At 64.8% G+C, this 19554-nt stretch carries 18 protein-coding genes; 11 read left to right on the top strand and 7 right to left on the bottom strand.

All coding sequences use genetic code 11. The annotated features are described in order from the left end of the window. Positions 1-3: 3 nt before the first annotated feature. A complete protein-coding gene (locus ACLJPX_RS09915; protein WP_410599814.1) occupies positions 4-768 on the bottom strand; it encodes a hypothetical protein in 765 nt (254 codons plus the stop codon). 38 nt (positions 769-806) lie between these two features. Continuing rightward, positions 807-1448, bottom strand: coding sequence for a hypothetical protein (locus ACLJPX_RS09910; RefSeq protein ID WP_410599813.1), 642 nt, complete (start codon positions 1446-1448; stop codon positions 807-809). Between the two features lie 99 nt (positions 1449-1547). Here ACLJPX_RS09910 and ACLJPX_RS09905 point away from each other — a divergent pair, with 99 nt between their 5' ends. The 11 genes from ACLJPX_RS09905 (at position 1548) to ACLJPX_RS09855 (ending at position 13907) form a co-directional block, all read left to right on the top strand. Next, complete coding sequence (locus tag ACLJPX_RS09905; protein WP_410599812.1) at positions 1548-2042, top strand: hypothetical protein; 495 nt, start codon at positions 1548-1550, stop codon at positions 2040-2042. Beyond that, positions 2039-4225, top strand: a complete 2187-nt coding sequence (locus tag ACLJPX_RS09900; RefSeq protein ID WP_410599811.1) for an ATP-binding protein — start codon at positions 2039-2041, stop codon at positions 4223-4225. Before ACLJPX_RS09905 ends, ACLJPX_RS09900 begins: the two co-directional genes overlap by 4 nt. A 3-nt stretch (positions 4226-4228) precedes the next feature. Then, positions 4229-5113 carry a replication-relaxation family protein gene (locus ACLJPX_RS09895; protein WP_410599810.1) on the top strand — a complete coding sequence of 295 codons (885 nt, stop codon included), beginning with the start codon at positions 4229-4231 and terminating at the stop codon, positions 5111-5113. Further along, the gene (locus tag ACLJPX_RS09890; RefSeq protein ID WP_410599809.1) at positions 5110-6216 is read left to right on the top strand and encodes a ParB/RepB/Spo0J family partition protein; all 1107 of its coding nucleotides are present in this window, start codon (positions 5110-5112) and stop codon (positions 6214-6216) included. The genes ACLJPX_RS09895 and ACLJPX_RS09890 overlap by 4 nt, the downstream gene beginning before the upstream one ends. 5 nt (positions 6217-6221) lie before the next feature. Then, on the top strand, positions 6222-7328 hold the full coding sequence (locus ACLJPX_RS09885; protein ID WP_410599808.1) for a hypothetical protein: 1107 nt from the start codon (positions 6222-6224) through the stop codon (positions 7326-7328). Next, complete coding sequence (locus tag ACLJPX_RS09880) at positions 7328-7651, top strand: hypothetical protein (protein ID WP_410599807.1); 324 nt, start codon at positions 7328-7330, stop codon at positions 7649-7651. The genes ACLJPX_RS09885 and ACLJPX_RS09880 overlap by 1 nt, the downstream gene beginning before the upstream one ends. A 10-nt stretch (positions 7652-7661) precedes the next feature. Beyond that, entirely contained in the window at positions 7662-10088 is a 2427-nt protein-coding gene (locus ACLJPX_RS09875; protein ID WP_410599806.1) for a hypothetical protein, read from the top strand. Beyond that, positions 10088-12040, top strand: coding sequence for a hypothetical protein (locus ACLJPX_RS09870; protein WP_410599805.1), 1953 nt, complete (start codon positions 10088-10090; stop codon positions 12038-12040). The genes ACLJPX_RS09875 and ACLJPX_RS09870 overlap by 1 nt, the downstream gene beginning before the upstream one ends. A gap of 14 nt (positions 12041-12054) precedes the next feature. Next, the gene (locus ACLJPX_RS09865) at positions 12055-12498 is read left to right on the top strand and encodes a hypothetical protein (protein ID WP_410599804.1); all 444 of its coding nucleotides are present in this window, start codon (positions 12055-12057) and stop codon (positions 12496-12498) included. Positions 12499-12950: 452 nt separating this feature from the next. Further along, positions 12951-13586 (top strand): prepilin peptidase, encoded by a 636-nt coding sequence (locus ACLJPX_RS09860; RefSeq protein WP_410599803.1) that lies wholly within the window; start codon positions 12951-12953, stop codon positions 13584-13586. 78 nt (positions 13587-13664) lie between these two features. Beyond that, a complete protein-coding gene (locus ACLJPX_RS09855; protein WP_410599802.1) occupies positions 13665-13907 on the top strand; it encodes a hypothetical protein in 243 nt (80 codons plus the stop codon). Between the two features lie 430 nt (positions 13908-14337). Here ACLJPX_RS09855 and ACLJPX_RS09850 read toward each other — a convergent pair whose 3' ends face one another. From ACLJPX_RS09850 to ACLJPX_RS09830, 5 genes are all read right to left on the bottom strand, one after another. Then, positions 14338-15381, bottom strand: a complete 1044-nt coding sequence (locus ACLJPX_RS09850; RefSeq protein WP_410599801.1) for a hypothetical protein — start codon at positions 15379-15381, stop codon at positions 14338-14340. Between the two features lie 662 nt (positions 15382-16043). Then, on the bottom strand, positions 16044-16505 hold the full coding sequence (locus ACLJPX_RS09845; protein ID WP_410599800.1) for an NUDIX hydrolase: 462 nt from the start codon (positions 16503-16505) through the stop codon (positions 16044-16046). A 69-nt stretch (positions 16506-16574) separates the two neighbouring features. After that, the gene (tmk, locus tag ACLJPX_RS09840) at positions 16575-17216 is read right to left on the bottom strand and encodes a dTMP kinase (protein WP_410599799.1); all 642 of its coding nucleotides are present in this window, start codon (positions 17214-17216) and stop codon (positions 16575-16577) included. Further along, on the bottom strand, positions 17213-18673 hold the full coding sequence (locus ACLJPX_RS09835) for a B12-binding domain-containing radical SAM protein (RefSeq protein ID WP_410599798.1): 1461 nt from the start codon (positions 18671-18673) through the stop codon (positions 17213-17215). Before ACLJPX_RS09835 ends, tmk begins: the two co-directional genes overlap by 4 nt. Further along, on the bottom strand, positions 18651-19400 hold the full coding sequence (locus tag ACLJPX_RS09830; RefSeq protein WP_410599797.1) for a hypothetical protein: 750 nt from the start codon (positions 19398-19400) through the stop codon (positions 18651-18653). Before ACLJPX_RS09830 ends, ACLJPX_RS09835 begins: the two co-directional genes overlap by 23 nt. Positions 19401-19554 lie beyond the last annotated feature (154 nt).

Below are 19554 nucleotides of genomic sequence, written 5' to 3'. Positions count from 1 at the left end.
GGACTATTGAGACTTTACTTTCCGAGTCGGACGTGCGGCTCTTAGGGGGTGAATAGCTCTAGTTCGATAAAAGCGATATGCAATGTGAAACCATTTTCTGTTGCGGAATCGGCGAACGTTCCTGAGGGCAATCCTTGATGCTGTGAGGGATATCAGATGAGGGTCTGGCCACTGTTTTCCGGGGTCACCTATGGAAAGTCGAAAAACATTAACAATTCCTCGGCCCTGGAAGTCCAAGGCGGGCCCGGGGTCATCTGAATTTGGGAACATCCAGCCGATCTTGCCGCCGGTTATGTATACCAGCAGATTTCCGGTGCGGAAATTTGTTTCAAGACGGTGCTCTCCGGCGATGAACGTGTAATCCATTTTTGCAGTAAATTCCTCGACGAGCGTGGGTGTACGAGGTAGGTCGTCAACGCTCCCAAATATGACACTGCCGTACATCTGCCTGCAGAACCTTTTCAGGAGGATGCGATCGGTCCACGATAGGTTCTTGCTGTTGAGTAACAGTTGAGTGCACTCGCGATGGGCTATATGGTAGACATCGGCTACGCTTGAGTAGTCGTCTGAAAATATTTGCTGTTGAAGATATATTTTTAGTTCGAACTGGGTTTCTTGTAATACTTTATCGATTTTCTTCCGCTGCTTAGTCAGGCGCTGTATTCGAAGTTCGGCACCCTTCTGTCTGTATATGACAGTCGACGCTGCGACTAGGGTTGCGACGGTTGTCGCTGTCGCCGTTGCGATAGTCTGAGTCCAGTCGACCATCTATCAGCCTCCTTGGGCTGCTCTGTGGGCTATCTCGTTCATCGGGTGAACTTGTGTGCCTGTTGCGCAAACTCTTGCACGACGACGTCGAGCGCGTCTGTTGCTGCTATCAGCTGGGGTGGCTTCTTCATCAAATCGTGCTCTCCCGGGTCTGGTTCATCCATCAGCAGGTAGACAGATTCTTCCGCTTCTAGAACTTTTCTGGCTTTTTTGGCAAGTTCTAAGGGGCCGTAGAGGTCGAGCAAGGCGGATGCTTCTCGGCCGCGGCTCCTTGCGTCGTTGATCTCAGTGATCCAGCCATTCACCTGCTTCGGCTCGGGTCCCTTGTGGCCAGCGCAGATGGCGCGTCCAGCGGCATTCAGTGCGATCACGCCATGTCTGGTTGCTGTGGTGGCGCTTATAAGTTTCGCGCACTGTTCGCCCCGGGCTTGCCGTGTCCTGGATCGTGAGCTGACTGCGGCCTTGAACGGTTCAGCTGCTACCCCGAAGGCAACGCCGGCGAGGGCGAAGAGTCCCGCAATGACTGTGTTCCACATGTCGCGGAAGTCGTGTGTCGACACCGGATTGTTTCTCAATGCGATCCTTGAGGTAGCTAGCTTCGGGAAGGTTGGTACCGCCCGAGCTGCATTGAACCTACGAAAGTCATACATGCCTCGGCCATGATGCTCTGCAACCAGCATGCGTTCGACTGGGCGGTTGACCCGACGTTGACGCTGGATCGCGTCTCAAGTCTTTTCGCTGGTTATCGCCCATGGACAAGCTCGCCCTGGAATGCCGACATGTTCCCCCACGGCCGTCAGGCCATCCAGGGAACCAGCGTGCCGAAGGCACTCGATCCCCACCACGTGCTCGCCGAGCCCGCGTTGTGGTGGGTGACCGCCGCGGTGGTCGCGATCCTGATCGCGGTCTTCGTCCTCCACCGACACTTCCGTTCCCACCACCTCCGCTCCAGAGTTCGTTTCGACCTCCTCCCGACCGCCACGTTCGACCCATCGCTTCAGGGCGTCCTGTCGTTCGCTCACCAGCTCGGCAGGGTCCGGCCGGTACATGGCTGGGTACCGAAGGGCGCTGTCGGCGTCCGGATCCGGTTCAGCACCGACGAGTACCTCGGCAAGATGACCATGAGCGTGGAGGGCCGGGAGTCGATCACCGGCGTGATCAACAAGCTCTCCTATCCAGAGGTGGAGATCCGGCGTAGCCGATCCGAACGGGGTGATGTCTCCCTGGACATTCACCGGAGAGACGACCTCCCCGCGGCCGGAGGCGCGCGATGAGGGAGACATCGCCGTCCGCTGAGCAGCCGAAACCGCAGGTGCACCTTGCTCGCGCGGAGCTGATCTTGGCAAGGCCGGCTCACCTCGCACTCAAGTCTCTGCCGCTGCGTCCTGACGACCCCCTTCAGGCGTTGGCGAACGCGCTGGGCGATGTTCGGCCAGACCTCGGTGAAGGGGTCGACGTATGCCTGGACCTCATTCCGTTGACTCCCGCGAGGATCCGGCACCTCGCGCGCCAGGCGGCGAAGCAGCAGGAAACGGCTGGACGCGCGCTGGCCCGCGGAGTTGCCGACGTGGCCAGAGAAGTGCTCGGTGAGTTCATGCCGACGGCGCGCGGAGGCGGACGCCCAGCGCCGCGGCAGCAAACGCCGGTACTGAACAAGTTCGCCACGGACGAACCAGTGTTCGCGGTCCAGCTGTTGATCCGCTGCCGCTCGGAGATCCCCGGCCGCGCCCAGGCGCACCTGCGGAGCGTGATCGGCGCCTTCGACGTCTACCGCGGCGACAACTACTGGCGAGTTCGCGGGATGCGCGTACTGGGCTGGCACTTCGGTGCGGACACGGTCTTGATCCGCCGGCTCTTCGACAGGCGTTTCGAGACCGGCTTGGCCAAGCCACGCAGGAAATCCTTCGTCACGGCCGGCGAGATTGCGGCGCTGCTGAAGCCGCCGTCCGGACGCTGTCAGTCGCCGGTGATCGCGCGCAGCCGTGGTTGGGTCATGCCAGCTCCTCGCGAGATCCCGCGCTACAAGCCAGGCGTGGGGCTGGTCCGGCTCGGCTACGTCACGGACGTCAACGGTGAGGATCGGCTCGTCGGGGTCCCGGTCCGCGAGCTGTTGTTCTCGGCGAGGTTCGGGAAGGCCGGCTTCGGCAAGACCGAAGAAGCTCTCGTGCAGGCGATCGAGATCGCTCGGCTCGGCGGAGGCGTCTGGTTCCTGGATCCGCACGCAGATGGTTGGAAACGGGCGAAACCGTATCTTTCAGATCCAGAACTGCGGAATCGATTGTGGGAGGTCAATCTCGACGTACGTGGCCGCGAGAAGCGGCTGCCCGGCTGGAACCCGCTCAGCATGCAGGGCTTCTCCGAGGAGGACATCGAGGACCGCGTCGACGCCGTTGTCACCTCGTTCGCCACCGCGCTGGGCTGGGGAGATGCCGCCCCTCGCGCGAAGTCGATCCTGACCAAGGCGTGCGAGGCGCTTTGCTACCTCGCGATGCGCCTTCCTCCTGAGTGCGCGCCGACCATCTTCCAGATCCCGACGCTCCTCGACGACGACTCCTGGCGTGACGAGGTGTTGCGCGTTCTCAAGCCAAGCATCCGTCGCTACTGGACTGACTCCTTCCCCAAGCTTGCGCCCGACGCGACCACGGTCGTCACCAACATCATCAACCGGCTGCGCACCAGCCCCACCTTGTCCGCCTTCCTCGGCTCCTCGGTCACCACCTACAACGTCCGCCGGGCCATGGACACCGGGAAGATCGTCTTCGTCTGTACCACCGGTACCGGTGAGACGAACAAGCTGATCACCTCATTCATGATCTACGACCTGTTCCGCGCCGGCCGGTCGCGCGCGGAGATCCCGGTCGATCAGCGCCGCAGGTGCGACGCCTTCGTCGACGAGCTCGCCGCGGTCGACGGCGCGTCGCGTGGCTATCTCGCCGCGATTCTCGAACAGCTGCGGAAGTACCGGGTCGCGTTGCACGCGATGAACCAGATGCCCGACCGGCTCGCTCCGGAGACCCGCAGGGCGCTGCTGCAGAACCAGTCGCTACTGATGACCAGTGCCGCGGCGATCGACGGTGCCCGGACCGTGGCACGCGAGTACGGCGGCCTCGTCCAGCCCGCGACGATCACCGAACTCGAACAGTTCCACCACGTCGTCACCGTGACGCTCGGCGGCCAGCGCACGACACCGTTCAAGATCCGTGGCCTGCATGTGGATGACGAGTTCGCCGACCATTTCCATCCCGAATGGAACGACGACGTCGATCGATGCCTCGACCGGAACCTGACCCGCAGGCCGATAGGTGAGGTCCTCGACGAACTCGAGGACCTCGATGACCGCATCCTCGACGCCTTGCGCGGCAACCAGCCTGCTTCTCGCTCGAGGCGAGGGCGACCGCCTTCCCGCGGGAGCGGCGCAGGAATCGGGCTGTCCGCACCCGAGTCGACGGTGGAGTGACCAATGCCAAGTCTCGACCCGTTCAAGCGCGAGGCGCTCGTCGTTCTCTACTGGCACCGCATGGTCTCCACCGAGCAGATGCGCCGGTTGATCGCTCCGACGACACCGATCCGCACCATCCAGCACAAACTCCTTGCTTTACAGGCAGATGGGCTCGCCGACTGCCTACACCGGCACCACGCTTCCCGGACCTGGCACGTCACCGAAACCGGCGCGGAACTGGTCGAAGAGTCCGGACGCGTGGAAGCGCGCCCGTACCGGATCCCGCGGGCAGCGGTGGTGGAACTACTGCAGGAACACTCTCTCGACGTCGTCGAAGTCGGGCTCGCCTTCACAGCTGCTGCCCGCCGGCATAGGGACGAGTGCGGCCCGCTGTCGTGGACTCCGGAGGTCGCGCACCGGTTTCGAGACGGCCGTGGACGGCGCCAGGGCGTTGTCATCGCGGACGCGGTCCTCGACTACGTCCTCGACGAGGACGGGCGGCGGTCGCAGCGCACGTACTTCATCGAGCTGGATCGTGCGACGATGCCCGTGGCCCGGCTGGCACAGAAGCTTCGTTCCTACGTCCAGTACCACGACTACATCCCAGGGAAGCCGAGCTCGGCTGGGCGCCCCGCATGGCGAAGCCGTTACGCGCGCTACCCCCGGCTTCTCATCGTCCTGTCCGGCGCGGCCGAGCACGTTCTCGAGCGCCGGCTCGCGGACCTGCGGGCCTACGCGCAAGCGATGCACGGCCTGGCGCTCGCCGGCGATCGCGTGTGTGCGCTGGGTACGACCTTGCGGAGGCTTCGAGATCCCGGCCCGACGGCGGACATCGCGCTCCCGCTCCTCGCTGAGAGCGCCGCGCCGACGTCCGTTTTCGCCTGGCCCAGGTCCGGTGGATCGTGACAGAGCCGGTGCCGGTCGACCTCGTGGAGCAGCTCGGGCTTTCATCCCGGTTGCGCCAGCGTCGATTCACCTTGCTCCCGCTGCGAGGCGATGGCACTCCGTTCACGGACGTGCAGGGACGAGCGCCAGGCGACAGCACCGCGCCGGAAGAACTCGCTGACCTGATTTCGTCTATCGCGACCGTAGGCGTCCTGCAACCGGTGCTCGTCGAGGAAGTGGACTCTGGCGACAACAAGGCTCCTGTCATGCGGTTGACGGCGGGGGAGCGGCGCTTGAGAGCTTGCCGGTGGGGCGTGGTCCACAAGCCGGATAATCCGCACTTCACCGCACTCCCGGCGGTCGTCTGTCCCGGACCGCTGTCGGATGAGGAACGCCGGATCTGGCAGCTGGTCGAAAACCTTGCTCGTGAGGACCTGCGCCCCGGCGAGCTGGCGGCCGCGCTTGTCCTCGATCGCTGCGCTGTGCTGCTGGGCAAGCTGATCGCGTACGGCTACAAGGTCCCCGCAGACGTCTACGCCATCGATGATCCGATCGCCCGATTCTCCGCCATGGAGCGCATCCGGGGCGCCGACAAGAAATGCGCCGCGCCGTGGTCCCAGGTCCTGACCCGTCTCGGCCTGCAGCTGACTCCTCGGAAGGCGCGCGAGCTGGTGCGCGCGTTCGCCGAGATGCCCCGCGAGATCGCGGAAGAGATGGACGAGGCCAAGATCAGTCTCAACACCCGCATCCGGTTCATCGAGCTCAACCGCGGGCGAGCGCAGGCGGCCCAGGACATCTGGGCCGCGGTGAAGAAGACCAAGCGAACCCGGCTGCTGAGTTCGGCCCTGACCGTCGCGGCCGATCCGGCTGTTACTCCTGACGAAGCGTTGGCCGAAGCCGGGCGCCTGCACGAACAAGCGGACATCGCACGTGCCGACAAACTCCGCGCAGACTCGTCAGCACCCGCCGATGTACCCGTCTCGCTAGTGGAACAACGACTTGTCGACAACACCCTCGACAGTCTTCGACTCCTGGTCGCCGCACTGGCTCGCGGCGCTCGACTCTCTTCGCATGACATGGCGTCACTCCGCCTTCTGGCCGATCAACTCAACGGAACGGAGTGAGCCCCGTGTCCGTCTTCCTCGGCCTACCCACCGGCACCGCGCCGGCCGCGCGGTGCGACTGCAGGCGTTGCCCTTGGTACGCGGGCACTGATGCCGAACCGGGTGCGGTCATCGCGCCGGTGTGCTCGGGGTGCAACTCGGACTGCAGCTACTGCGGCTGCGCACGCGCGGAAACCGGGCAGACGGGAATCGCGTGCTCGAGCTGCCCGATCCGATGCGGCTCCCGAAGCGACATCCAGACGTGGATGGCCGACGTAGGGGAGACCCTCGAATTCGACGACATCGTCCTCCGTGGCCGCTTGCCCGAAGGCTTGCCCTCCTTCATCCCGCAGGTCGACGGATCCAACGCAGGCCACCTCGACGCCGCGTTGGGCTGGCCCGCGTACGCCGTCGGACTTCGTCGAGTGTTCTCTCCGCGGACACACGCAATCTACCCACGGTGGGACCGAGCGGCGACTGCCACGGAAGCGTTGGGTCTTCCGCGCAAAACGTTGATCGTCCTCTCTGGATATGGAGAGGACCCGCTGGTTGAAGCGTTCTGGACGGCCCGGCACCGTGATCGTCTGCTCGACAGGCTGGCGGCGCTCAAGTTCGATCTCGTCTTGGCTCCCAACTACTCGATCTACGGCAACTGGCCCCGCGCCGAACACCTCATCAACATGCGCAGGTCGCTCCTGCTCGCGGAAGAGTTCGCCCGGGCCCGTCTGCCGGCCGTTCCGAACCTCTACTGGTTCCGGCTCGAGGACCTCCAGCGGTACGCCGCGTGGATCGCCGAAACCGCGCCGCCCGCCATCGCGATCAACCTCCAGACCGTGCGCGAGAACAAGAACTGGGAAACCTGGGCACTGCCGGGCCTCAGCTGGCTCGCGGAGAACATCCCGGACGGCCTCCCGGTCATCATCACCGGCCTGTCACGCCAAGACCGCATCGCCACCGCCGTCGAGCTGTTCGGCGCCAGGCTGATTCTCGTCAGTCAGAACCCGGCGCAGTACGCGCTTCATGGAGCCGTGATGACTCCGGAAGGGCGCAAGGACCTGCAAGCCCGTATCCCGGACGCCTTCGCCAGCTCGGTGCGCTACCTGGCTTCGCTCTTACCTGAAGGAGGCAACTGATGCAGCGGACTCTCTGGATTCTTCTCGGCTGGTCGTCCGAGTATGGAGCCGCCACCACTGTCGTTGCGGTTCTCGGTATCGACCAGGAGGACGACGGCCAGCTCTCCCGGCACATCGAATGGGTCCCGCGGGAGTACCAACGCTGCCTCACCTGGCGGAAGCGCATCGCATCGACACCGGTCTATGACCTCGTTGCCCACATGGAAATCTGGCAGAACTCTCTCACGGCACCCGCCGCACGCGTCGACCTCGTCCCCTCGGCGCCGGATCTCGCTGCAGCCGTTCAGTACCAGCTCGACGACCTGCTCGGTAGCGCCGGCTGAGCGACTCTCCATGGGAACGAATTCCAAGACCACGCACGCGGCCTACGCCGTCGGGCCCTCGACAGCGGAGGAGACGTCACCCGAAGCTGGCCCGAAGTGGACGGACGCTGAAATTGCGTTGTCGGTCGTCGAAGGCTTCGTGCTCAACGGAGTCGACCCAGGCAACCCATTCGAGCAAACCTCACTCGACCTACCTGATGACATCGGAGAACGGTATGCGATGTTCGCGGAAGCAGTCCGTGAGGCGCAAGAAGAAATCGCGAAACTCAGCGGTGATCCCACTGAGTTCGAGGACGCGCTGCACATCCACTGCGAGTCGTTCCTGAACGGCCTGACATCGGATGAGCTCAAGGAACTCGCCGCCGCCCGCGGATTCAAGCACCCAGCTCTGGTGGGGTTGTCCGAGTCCACGGGAAATCCTTTGGTGCACTGGCTCGATCCGTCCTATCCGGACGACGCGGGCACGAAGAAGATGATCCAGAGTGTCGCGATCGACAGAATTGTGACTCTGTTCTCCGGTGAAACAGTAGGCGGCAAAACCCTGGAGCAGTGGCAACAACTCGACGCGAGCCTGGTCGCTACGCCAAGCCATTACGTGCCTCCGGGGTTCCTGTCGTGGACGGCGACCGCCGCCGAGGTTCAGGCAGCGCAGGAAACGATCAACTCCGCCGCCGGCGCTGTCGATACCGCCAAGAGCAACGGCTCGTGGGCCGACCCCGACCTCGTCTCGGCTTTGATCGCGGCGGAGAACAAGCTGGCGACCGCGCACAACCCCGCGCTGGACGACCTGGAGGCGATCCGGTCCTCGGCGAAGCATCAAGTCGATCAAGCTTTCACCGACATTTCACCGCACGAACTTTCCACCGCTATACAAGCCGCGAAGGACCACGATCAGATTGCGCCTTTCCAGGCCAAGGTGCTCAATGCCCAACAGGTTCTGAAGCTCCTGCGAGCGTCGACCGAGAAACAGGAACGGCACGACCTCCAGGCCCTCGCCGTCGAGCGCGCGGCCACGAAAGTGACGTTCGAAGCCAACATTGCCGACCTGCACAACGCACTGGGCCACACTGGCCTGCCCAGCCTCGCGGCCCCAGGTGGCATGACAGCGATGACCAAGTTCCTCGACCACGCGCACCAGGCGGGAGTCACCTACAAAAACATGGGTGGCTGGAAACCCGTCGAGCCGACACTGGCGCACAACGAGACCCTCCAGATCGCGCAAACCGAAGTAGCGCTGTGGACAGACCAGCAAGAACTGAAAGACCTGCGAGCGTTCGTCGTCTCCACTGGCCTCCTCACGACTGATCAAGCCGCGGCTGCGACGAAGTCTTTCTGCAAGAAGCTCCTCGTCCATCAGGCTTATGGGGCCAGCGCGGCGGTCGCGTCACTGAAACACAGCTTGCAGGAGAAGATCGGTCTCAAGAACAGTACGAAGTCGTTGCCTCCCAAGGCACGGAAGTCCGCGAAGGCGCCGATTCTGGCTGCGCCCAGGAGCGTGTTCGGCCGCCAGCACGCCGAGATGCTCTCGGCGTTGAAACAGACCAAGGCCGCTCTCTCGGCCTTACCGAAGTCGGTCGATCCAGCTGCTGTCGCGGCCTGGGACTTCGGAACGGGCAAGCCCGCAAAACTTGGCGGGACACATCCGAAGACGCTGCATACCGGGCCGGACGGCAAGCCCTGGCTCGCGAAGGGGGAAGCGACTTCTCGGGGCGGCGCGGTCATCGAAGCCGAGGCCGCTACCTCGAGGGCACTTGAACGTGCAGGTCTGCCGGTGGTCCCCGTATTCGCCACCAAGGTCAACGGGAAGCCGGCCTCCGTGCAACCGATGCTCGTCGGCGCGACCGAGATGTCCAGTAACCCTTCCACCTGGTCGCAAACCGACATCGACGACATCGTCCGCCTGCACGTCGCGAGCTGGGCTCTGGGAAACCACGATCCGCACGCCGGCAACGTCCTCCGGACGGGAGAGGGTGGTCTCGTCCCGATCGACCATGGGCAGTCGTTCAAGTTCTACGGCCAGGACAAGCTGTCGATGGCGTTCCGGCCGAACAACACGACGGCCGTCTACCACCGGGCGTACGACGCCTTCAAGGAAGGCAAGCTCGCCAAAGGCGTACGGATCAACCCCGCGGCCGCGCACTCGGTGATCAAGCACCTCGAAGCGGTTCCTGACGCGGAGTGGCGCGGAATGCTGCGGTCGGCCGCCTACGCCGGAGCCGCGCAGAAGCAGATGAAGTGGGCGCCGGCGATGCGGGCGAAGGCGGCCAAGCACCATGGCGTCGCCGAAACCTCGGTGACCACGAAACAGATAGCGGAAGCCTTCCTCGACTACGCGGTCGAGCGTAAGAAGAGCCTGCGCAAGGACTTCACCGAGTTCTTCCTCGGTGAGCTGAAGCTGGAGAACGCTGCGGCCCTTCAGCACGCGGGGAAGACCTGATGGGTACCAACTCCAAGACGGCTCACACGAGTTACTCGATCACGCCGTCGAGCCCGTCGGCCGAGCCGGCGCCTCTCGACGAGGAGAGCGCCCTCGACGTCCAGACACCGTCAAAACCGGATAGCTCCCCAGAACCAGGTGCTCAGCCGCTGCCACCCCTCCCGGAGACACCTGACGTCGGCAAGCCTTTCGGCGAGCCGATTCTGGTGGGCGGGACCGACCTGCACGCCTCGAGCGCCACTCTCGTCAGCTACGCCAGCGCCGAAGGCCCACGCACCGTTCTGCACGCACGGGTCAGTGAGGAGGCGGAAGAGAAGCTGCTTGACGCCATCAACGTCACGAAGGAGACAACCCCGATCCAGGTCGAGCAGATCGTTCACGGCCGGCTGCCGGTCGACGAGCAGCACGAACTCGCTGAAAAGATCATCGCGGCCGCGAAGAGCGTGAACCACCACCTCAAAGAGGGAGACCTCTCCGTCGGGAAGCTGCCGTCAACAACGAAGCAGAAGATTGTTGACGCGAAGAAGGCGGCGGAGGCCGCGGCCATGGACATCGGCGACAGCCCAGGGCCGGCGGACTCCGCAATGCTCGCGCATTACGCGGCGAAACTGGCCGACGTCGAGTCGGCGGCCGCCGCAGCGAAGGCCGTTGGTCACGTCAACCCGTACCTGCATGAAGGCGTCGCGACCGTCACGGTGACGACGCCCGTGCTCACGAGCGAGACCGGTGACCACCGCGTCGCCGGCCTTCTACGCGACGCGACCCGGATCAGGCCGACCCTGGACACCGAAACCGGTCAGGCCAGTTGGAACGGCGTCGCGCGGTGGGAGAAGGTCGCCGGCAAGGAGTACGTGATCAACCTCGGCGATGGGTTTCAGGCCGTCTACCGGCCCTATGGCATCAACTCGCCGATGACGGCGGAGTTCTCCTTGCGCGGCCGGCTCGAGATCATCGCGCCCGCAGGCGAGGGGCACGGCCCGGACGTGGTCAAACGGCTTGGGCAGCTCAACCTGGCCAACCGCCCCATGACCCAGGCCGAAGGCGAATACGGCTACCTCGCCGCGAACGTCAAAGCCCAGAACCTGGCGGACAAGGCCGAGGTGCAGGCAGCCATCGCGACCGGTGATCAACTCGAGGAGATGATGCGCCAGGAGCTCTTCCACGAGCGTGCCCACCTCGCTGTCGGCCTGAACGACACTCAGCTCGCGCGGTTCGCCAAGGACATCCAGCTGGACGCGCACACGCAGGCACTGCCAACGAAGGTGAAGGTCCTGCGCGAAGCCGTTGCGAAGGCGACTGGGCACCACGACGGCGGGGCCCTTTCCGCCACCGCGGGGTACGATCCCGCTCCTCGTCGGTCCGGTGGCTGGCTCACCTGGAACCGTTTCGATGTCGGCAACTCGATGACCATGCTTACGGCCGCTTTCAAAGGCAAGGCGCTGGTTCACGCCACTTCGGCGTCGGGGTTGAAGGCGATGCTGGCGAACGGTGTGCTCGCCTCCACCGAGCGGCGGACGCTGATGGGAGTGAGCCGCGGCGTCGGTATGAGCGAGGACCAGGACAAACTCACCGGCGGAGCGAGCTCCGTCTTCCTGCGCGTGCTGGGCAAGCCCTCGTCACATTCCGGCCCGAAGCTGGTGTGGGATCAGCCCGAGCGGCTGATGCACCGCGCGGACTACTACGGCGCGAACGCGGACACCTACGGAGCCGTCAATCCCTCCAAGACCGGCAAGTACGCGTCGTCCACGCGAGACCCATTCAAGATCGCCCACTTCACGAATCCCTCCAACGAGGTCATGTTCGGTGACGGCATCGACCTGCTGGGGGCCGAAGGACCGTCGAGAATCCTGTGCGAGAGCAAGGCACAGCGCGAGGAGATCCAAGCCATGTTCACGGCCAAAGGCATCACGCACATCGCCGGTAAGCCGATCGACGACGTTCTGAAGGTATGAAGGAGAGATGACCCGTGAATCATGAGATCGACCTCGACGAGGCCGGGCGCATCTTCGAGAACCTGGTCACCGGCCGCGCCCAGAAACGGGCTGACGACCTGCATCCCGGTGCCGAACTCGTCATCGACGGTGACCAGCGGGTCGCGCTGGCCAGGCATGTACGTCGGGATGTGGACGAGCCCGCTCTCTTCTGGATCCGGCCACTCATCGGGGCCTCCCAGGATCCGGAGACGCGGTTGCCCGTCTTCGATCCGGCTGTCATTCGACGTCGGGCGCTGCACGTCGCTTCAGCGCGGTGTGATGGCTCTCGGCTCCAGCTTCAACTCGCCGGCGGCTCGACTGTGACCGTCCAGCGGGCGCGGTCCGGCCGGCTCCAGATCCTGCAGGACTTCGATACGTGGATGACCACGATCTCAGCCGAAGAACGTGAGGCACTTGAAGTGCTTGAGCACGATTGAGCCGGAGCGCATCAAGCCGACCTTCACCTCGGCTTGTCTAGAGTATGAGCGCGACTTCGGAACCCCAGCTGAGCGACGTCGAATGGGTCGTCGAACATCACGAGGCGCACGGGCAGTTGCTCGTTCGCGGTTCCTCTCTGGGCGAGATCCTCACGAAGGCGAGAGGAGCGCTCGCCGAGCACTTTCCGCCGGTCGGCCACACGGGTTTGCGCGTGCGGCCCGGTTGGTGGTGCGCGACAACCTGCGAGTGCCGTCGAGGGCTTGCGGTATCGAACCATCCAGGTTGGCACTACCGCCGAGCACGTTCGGACGAAGCCGGGTCTTGGTATGGCGCCGAGATCCGGTTAGTGCTCCTGACAGGACGTTCACACGGTCGGGCGACGTGACGGTTGATTCGGCTGGAGCCCATGTGACCATCGCCAGATGGACCACCTGAGGGCACCGGCACGTTGATGAGCATCGAATTGCGCATCGTCCTCGGGCTCACTCTCGGCGGCGTATTGGCCACGGTCTCGGCGCTGCTCTTCCGCGCCACTCTCAAGGCGCCGCCGAAGCGCTTCCACTACGTCGCGATCGTCGCCGCGGCAGCCGTGCTTGGTGCGGCTGCCGCGGTTTGGCCACCCAGCCTGATTGCCGCAGGCGCCCTTCTTCTGGTGCTTGGCGTGCCGGCCGCCGCTGTCGACGTGGTCGAACACCGGGTTCCGGACCGGCTCACCGGCCTCTTGGGGGCGGGAATGGCCATCACGCTGGTCACAGTAGCGCTGCTCGCGGATCTAGTGCCGTCGTTGACCATGGCGCTCGTCGGCGCCGTGGTGTGGGGCGGGGTGTTGTTCATGTCGTTCCTCCTCACCGGCGATCCAGGCCCCGGTGACGTCAAGCTGGCGCCGAGCTTGGGGATGCTGCTCGGCTGGCTGGGTTGGAAATGGCTCCTGGCCGGAATCGTCGGCTCCTACCTGCTGGCCGCCTTGCTCGCCGTACTCGGGCTGCTCACGAAACGCTGGGGCCTTCGTCGCAGCCGTATGCCGCTTGCGCCACCGATGCTGGCCGCCACGATGCTGAGCGCGACGATGGCCGCCCTCGGCAGCTGAACGAACGTCCGCGTGAATCGAACGCGAGCAAGAACACCATGTCCTGAGGGCTCGACACACCAGCGAAGGAGCCCGCAGATGTATGAACCTCCGTGGTACGACCAGGACCTCGAACAAGCCGCATCGAACGCCGCTCAGCGGTTCGACCTCGACGATGACGAAGCCCGTGGGCTGGTGGAGATGATCGTCGACGCGCTTGAAGAAGGTGGCGATGCCGTCGGTGACGCGGCCTGGGACGTGGAGAACGAGCACCCCGGTGTCCCGGGCGAAGACTTTGTCGAGGACGTCGCCACCGAGCTCGGTTACGACGACCTCCTCTGAACCGGCGACTCAGTACTCGGCGTCGTCTTGGTCTGGCTTCTGCAGCCATCGTTCCCGGCCGTCACGTGGCTGCCCGCCGATGAACGCCTCCCAGCAAACAACCTCGTGGGCCACGTCCGCGCTGAGAAGCCGCGGGTCCACAGTGGATGAAGTACGGAGTACGCCAAAACGAGATTGGTGCTGTGCGTGATGGCCTCTGCCATCTGGAGGTGAAAACGAGCCCACTCCATGTAAGTCTGGTATGACCGCTCCAGCCCGTTCACCAGGCGACGGTGAAAGCGGTCCGGTTTTCTCGGGCTGTTCACGGTTTCCTCGTAGATCTCCTTGGCACGAGCGAAGAAGTTCTCCGCCGCGAGACAGTGATGGGCTGCCGACATGACATCTTCCGTCGGGTTCGGGCGCTTGATTGCGATCATGATTCCTGCCTCGCTCAGTCGTGTTCTGGTGGGGGAGTGTCGATCAGGTTGACCTTCTTGCCGATCCGAACCGGTGCGTCGGCTGGGCCGCGCCAATGGCCGGACACGACCTTCCAGCGGCGGAGTGAATGGCTGGGGCCGTATGCCTGCCTCCGAAGGAATGGCGCGACGGGGAAGCGGACACCGACGGTGCGTCCACTCGGTTCCGGGGCTCGCGCCGGTCGAGAGGGAGTCTTCCGGCTGACAGAGAGCACTCGGACCGGGTCCGTGGAGTGCCCGGCACGCTCGGACCGCTTCCGCAACGTCTTCGGGAGATGCTCGTCGGATACCTCCGTGAAGCCGTTTGGCTGGCAGAAGATCCAACCGGCGTGGACCACTCGCAGCCAGTCAATCGTCGTCTTAGCCGCGGCGACCTTGGTGGGATCGAGGGCTCGTCCGCCGGACTCCTCGGGGACAACGGCATGGGTGGCACCCCAGGGCATATAGATCTCGTTGTCCCAGGTCAGCTCGGCATTCTGCGCGTGCGCGAGCCGGGTTGATTCGGCAGTTGGGAAGCCTGCCTCGCGCAACTTGGCGATCACCACGGCGAAGTCGGTCGCGCTCCAGAAGGTCAGCCAGATTCCGCCGCCGGGATGGCTGATGAGGGTCGTTTCTCCCCAGGAAACAGCGACTATGTCGACGTTCTTGCCATCTTCTCTGGTGTATGTGGCCAGCGGTTCGGCGAAGAGCATGAAGCCGGTCAGCGCGGGCAAATCCTGAGGTTCGATGTCCCAGTGGTCGTGAAGATTCCGGGCCGCATGCTGGACGAGGGGTGTGATGTCGCTGGTGACGTAGAACAGCTGTGCCTGGTGAAGCCGCCGGTACTCGTCCGCCAACATCAACTCGGCACCGATGTCTGGATCGCCGATCGGGCGAAGCGTTCCTCGGCCTTCGCGCACCATCGCCGAGGTGAACAGGTGAGCGGCGAAGCTCGTGAGGTACTCGGCCAGGTGCTCACGTAGGGCCGGAAGCTCACGCGCCTCGGGCGGGCTCCAGGACCCGTCAGTGTGCTCGGCCATGGCGAGGGCCCCCGGCTCGTTTCTGAACTGCCCTCGATCTGGTGCTGATATGCCACATCAGGCCTCCCAATAAAACCTTGAACACTAAGTAATCAAGGTTCAGGGTAGGCAAACTTTGATTACTTAGTCAACAAGGTTCACTCGGGCTGGACATGCCGTGTTGCCATAGGTGCAAGTCGGACGTGCAGGTTCCTGTTAACTTCAGCCTGGTGAGCGGCGAAAACCACCGACTAGAAGACGGTCGTCCGGCCGGCGAAGGGTTGACCCTTCGGTACCTCGGGATGGTCGAGATCGGGGAGTGGTTCGGGGTCACGCATCGGACGGTGGCCCTGTGGCGGCGCCGCTACGCCGACGATCACCCTTTCCCGGAGCCGGACGTCATCATCGGTCGGACGCCTGGCTGGTCGCCTGCTCGCGAAGCCGAGATTTGGTCGTGGGAACGAGCGCGGCCAGGGCAGGGCGCCGGCGGCGGTCGTCCGAGGAAGATGGCCTAGGTGTAGCGCGCTGCCTGCCGTCCTGAAATCCGCGTAGTTCGCCATTGGTGATCTTGGCTTGGTTTCCCTTGAGTGCGGTGATCGGCAAGTCTCAATCGATATAGCGTCGAGACGCCTTTTGTGCATAAGGGCATTCGAGTTCCGTGGCTTGCTGCGCGGGATAGCAGGTCAGGCCAGGGCGGGTTGCTGCCTTTCTGCCCAGCCGAGCAGGCTGAATGGGGCGCCGTCGAGGTAGCCGCGGATGCCGGCGAGCGGGTAGGGGATGACGGCGTCGGGCAGGCCGTCGAATGGGAACCATTCGACGGCCGAACACTTGTCTGGCTCGCGGTTGTGCGGTTCACCGGACCAGCGGCGAGCCTCGAAGAACACGCCGAGCCGCGGCACGGGGCCGGAGCCGTCGACGTGCACCGTGTGCGCGTGCCGGAGATCGGCAGGGTCGATGAGCACGCCAACCTCTTCGGAGGCTTCGCGTGCCGCTCCGGCGGGCAGGGACTCGCCGGCGTCGAGCTTGCCGGAGGGTAGGTGCCACATGCCGTCGCCGTAGGTGCCGCGCCGCTGGATGAGCAGCAGTTCATCGCCGCGGACGAGCAAGACGTGCACGTCGATGATGGTGTGTTGGCCGTTGGGCATCCGGCGAAATCCTCACGGGTGGCGGTCCTGAACCTGCGAGCCCAGTGCTTTCGCGGGCTCGCAGGCAGGCTACGCCGTGGCCGCTTCCTCGGTGAGGCGGTCTACGAGGTCGGCGATTCGGTCCGTGAGGTAGGTCGCGATGTCGACCGGGGAGGCCTCGCCGGTGTCCACCGCGACGACGGGATGCTGCCACCGTGTCAGCCGTCGCGCTGCTTCTTCGTAGAGCTCGGTTTCCTGTCGGCCGCTGTCCTCGCCGCTGTGGAACCGGTCGTGTGCCCCACGGGCGGCGACTCGTTTTGCGGTCACGGTAGGTGGCGCCTGCAAGATGATGGAAAGGTCGGGCCGATCAGCCGCACCGTTGATCGCCTCGACGAACGGCAATGGGACTCCGTCCATGCATTGCAGCACGAAGGACGAGGCGACGTAGCGGTCGCACAGGACGATATGCCCGCTCTCGAGGTGCGGCCGCACTTCTGTCTCGAGGTGGTAATACCGGTCTGCGGCGACCAGGCACGCGAGCGTGTACCCGCGGTAGGTCTCGGTGTTGTGTCGAGCGGTCTCGCCGAGCGCACTGTGCGAGGGTTCGGCGGTGGCGTGGACCCGGTATCCGCGGTTGGCGAGGTATTCGTGCAGCAGGCGGGTTGTTGTGGTCTTGCCGACGCCGGCGGGTCCGTCGAGGGTGACGAACACCCCGCGGCGTTTGGTGGTCACGCGGCCGCCCTTCGGTCGTACTGCGCGCGGGAGAGCGTGACGAGGTTGCGGCGGATGTAGTCGATGGGTGCCTCGCTCAACTGGATGTTGACGGAGAAGTTGAACTCGTCGCGCTCGCGCATCGACTCGTCGACACCGTCCGAGGTGAGGTCGACGGCGCTGTAGTTGAGCAGTTGCTCGGCCGTGTACGTGCCGGACTTCATCAGCTCGCTCCAGTCGGGTGTCCCGGGGTAGGGGCGGTACTCGAACGCCGAGGCCCGGAACCGGCCAGGCAAGGGGTCGGTGATGTCCCACAGGTCGTGCACGAGCCGCACGGTGTCGTCGATCTCGGCACAGGTCTCGGTGGGAAACCCCAGGATGAAATAGCCCTTGACGTTGATCCCGCGCTCGGTGAGCCGCCGCACCACCGAGCGCGCCATGTCCGGGGTGATGCGCTTGTCGATCCGGGCGAGCATCCGCGGGTTGTCGGACTCGACGCCGAGCGCGACCTCGCGCAGGCCGTTCTCGGCGAGGGTGTCGAGCATGGCGTCGCTCGTGCGGTAAAGCACGTTGATGCGGCCGGTGGCGTCCCACTGCGCCCAGTCGCCGACGCGGTCCACGGTAAAGGCGTTCATCATCGTTTTGATGACGCGCGGGACGCCGAGGAACAGGTCGTCGACGAACCGGAAGGCGTTCACGCCTGTCCCGCGGAGCTGGTCCATCTCGTTAAGGATGTTGTGCGGCTCGCGGGTGCGGATGGTGATGTCCGGGTTCGCCGACACCGCGGCGCCGCAGAACGAGCAGTCGTAGGGGCAGCCGCGGGCGCCGACCATGTTCGCCTCAAGGCGTCCGTTGTCGCGGTGCGGGTCTTGGGTGAGGTAGCCGCGGTCGACGAACGGCAACGCGTTGATGTCCGGCGCCAGGTAGTGCTTGTTCTTCCCGATTCCGCCGGTGACCGGCTCGCGGATGATCGGGTCGAGCCACATCACCCCGGGCAGCTCGGTCCGCCGCTTGTGGTCGTCGAGCAGCGCGGCGACCCGGGTCTCGCCTTCGCCGATCACCAGGGCTTCGCACTGGCTCATCCGCCGGTCGCACAGGATCTCGGCCGGCATGGCTTTCGCCTGGTGCCCGCCGAGCATGACCATGATGTCGCGGTCGAGCCGCTCGGCGATCCGGGCGCTGATCTCGTAGGTCGGGGCTAGCAGGTTGAACCCGGCCCACCGTGGCGCGGCCGCGTTGACCAAGCGGGCGGTTTGCTCGATGCCGAGCCCGTGCGCCTCGGCGTCGAGTACACCGACGTTGAAGCCTTGCGCGGCCGCGTAGGTGGCGATGTAGGCCATGCCGAGCACCGGCAACGTGAAGTCGTTCACCCGCGGGCGCTCGTCGTAGTCGCGTAGTGGTGCGTTGACGAACAGGAGATCGATCTCTCGGCGGAGGTCGGCGCCGGCGATCAGGTCAGAGGGCAACTCCGGTTGCATGTCGAACTCCCCAAGCGAGGGTGAGCAGCGTCCACTCGGACAACTGCGCGCCGGCCATCGCTTGCCACAACCGCCCGAACTCAGGTTCGGGTTTCGGCCAGTCGACCGAAGGGGCGAGCTTGCCCGCCCAGGTGCGCACCGCGAGGTCAGCGAAGGGATAGAGACTGAAGTCGTTGGTGACGTCGGCGACAGTGGCGCCGGCCGTCCACGGGCCGATCCGGTGAACGCTCTGCACCGCGGCGACGAGCTGCTCACCCGTCATGCCCGCCCAGTCCTCGGCCGCCTTGAGGCTTGCCTCGGCGGCCGAGCGCAGGGCACCGCGGAAGAACTTCATCCGCAGCACGTCGAACTCGGCATCGGACAAGGCGAGCACGGTCTCGGGCGAGGGGAATAGCCACGCCGGGCCGGCCGCGGTGTCGTACCGCTCGCCGTGGGCTTCGCAGAATCGGTGGTAGTTCTCGCGCGCGGTCGAGGCCTTGATCACCTGGCGGGTAACCGCAGTGCCGAGCGCTTCCCACACGTCCGAGGTCCGCACGCGCGCGACCGGTCCGTCGGCCCGCAACGGCTCGCACACCACGGCATCGCTCGCCAGCGTTCGCGGGTCGATCGTGTCGACGACCGGGGCGACGTTCGTGTCGCCAGTGAGCCGGACGGCGTCGACCAGATGCCCGACGGCAGGCTCCGGCGTGCAGATCACCGACCACACCGAACCGGCCGACCGGAGCACGCGCCGAACGCGCCCATCATCGCCATGCAGCCATCCGTAGTGGTCAAACATCATGATCGGGTGCGACACGTTCAGCCCTTCTCGCGTTGGTTCCCGGCATTCTCGCGCGGGCGGTGAACGCCCGCCTCCGCGCCGAGTACTTGGCGCGGTCAAC

This window comes from Amycolatopsis sp. lyj-90, from assembly GCF_046549035.1.
In the GTDB taxonomy this organism is placed as follows: Bacteria; Actinomycetota; Actinomycetes; order Mycobacteriales; family Pseudonocardiaceae; genus Amycolatopsis.
This window is presented reverse-complemented; position numbering and strand designations above follow the sequence as displayed.

Excerpts from the sequence above, each read along its gene's own strand:
- ACLJPX_RS09915 (WP_410599814.1), bottom strand. The coding sequence starts at position 768 with ATGGTCGACTGGACTCAGACTATCGCAACGGCGACAGCGACAACCGTC.
- ACLJPX_RS09910 (WP_410599813.1), bottom strand. The coding sequence starts at position 1,448 with ATGCTGGTTGCAGAGCATCATGGCCGAGGCATGTATGACTTTCGTAGG.
- ACLJPX_RS09905 (WP_410599812.1), top strand. The coding sequence starts at position 1,548 with ATGTTCCCCCACGGCCGTCAGGCCATCCAGGGAACCAGCGTGCCGAAG.
- ACLJPX_RS09900 (WP_410599811.1), top strand. The coding sequence starts at position 2,039 with ATGAGGGAGACATCGCCGTCCGCTGAGCAGCCGAAACCGCAGGTGCAC.
- ACLJPX_RS09895 (WP_410599810.1), top strand. The coding sequence starts at position 4,229 with ATGCCAAGTCTCGACCCGTTCAAGCGCGAGGCGCTCGTCGTTCTCTAC.
- ACLJPX_RS09880 (WP_410599807.1), top strand. The coding sequence starts at position 7,328 with ATGCAGCGGACTCTCTGGATTCTTCTCGGCTGGTCGTCCGAGTATGGA.
- ACLJPX_RS09875 (WP_410599806.1), top strand. The coding sequence starts at position 7,662 with ATGGGAACGAATTCCAAGACCACGCACGCGGCCTACGCCGTCGGGCCC.
- ACLJPX_RS09870 (WP_410599805.1), top strand. The coding sequence starts at position 10,088 with ATGGGTACCAACTCCAAGACGGCTCACACGAGTTACTCGATCACGCCG.
- ACLJPX_RS09860 (WP_410599803.1), top strand. The coding sequence starts at position 12,951 with ATGAGCATCGAATTGCGCATCGTCCTCGGGCTCACTCTCGGCGGCGTA.
- ACLJPX_RS09855 (WP_410599802.1), top strand. The coding sequence starts at position 13,665 with ATGTATGAACCTCCGTGGTACGACCAGGACCTCGAACAAGCCGCATCG.
- ACLJPX_RS09850 (WP_410599801.1), bottom strand. The coding sequence starts at position 15,381 with ATGGCCGAGCACACTGACGGGTCCTGGAGCCCGCCCGAGGCGCGTGAG.
- ACLJPX_RS09845 (WP_410599800.1), bottom strand. The coding sequence starts at position 16,505 with ATGCCCAACGGCCAACACACCATCATCGACGTGCACGTCTTGCTCGTC.
- ACLJPX_RS09835 (WP_410599798.1), bottom strand. The coding sequence starts at position 18,673 with ATGCAACCGGAGTTGCCCTCTGACCTGATCGCCGGCGCCGACCTCCGC.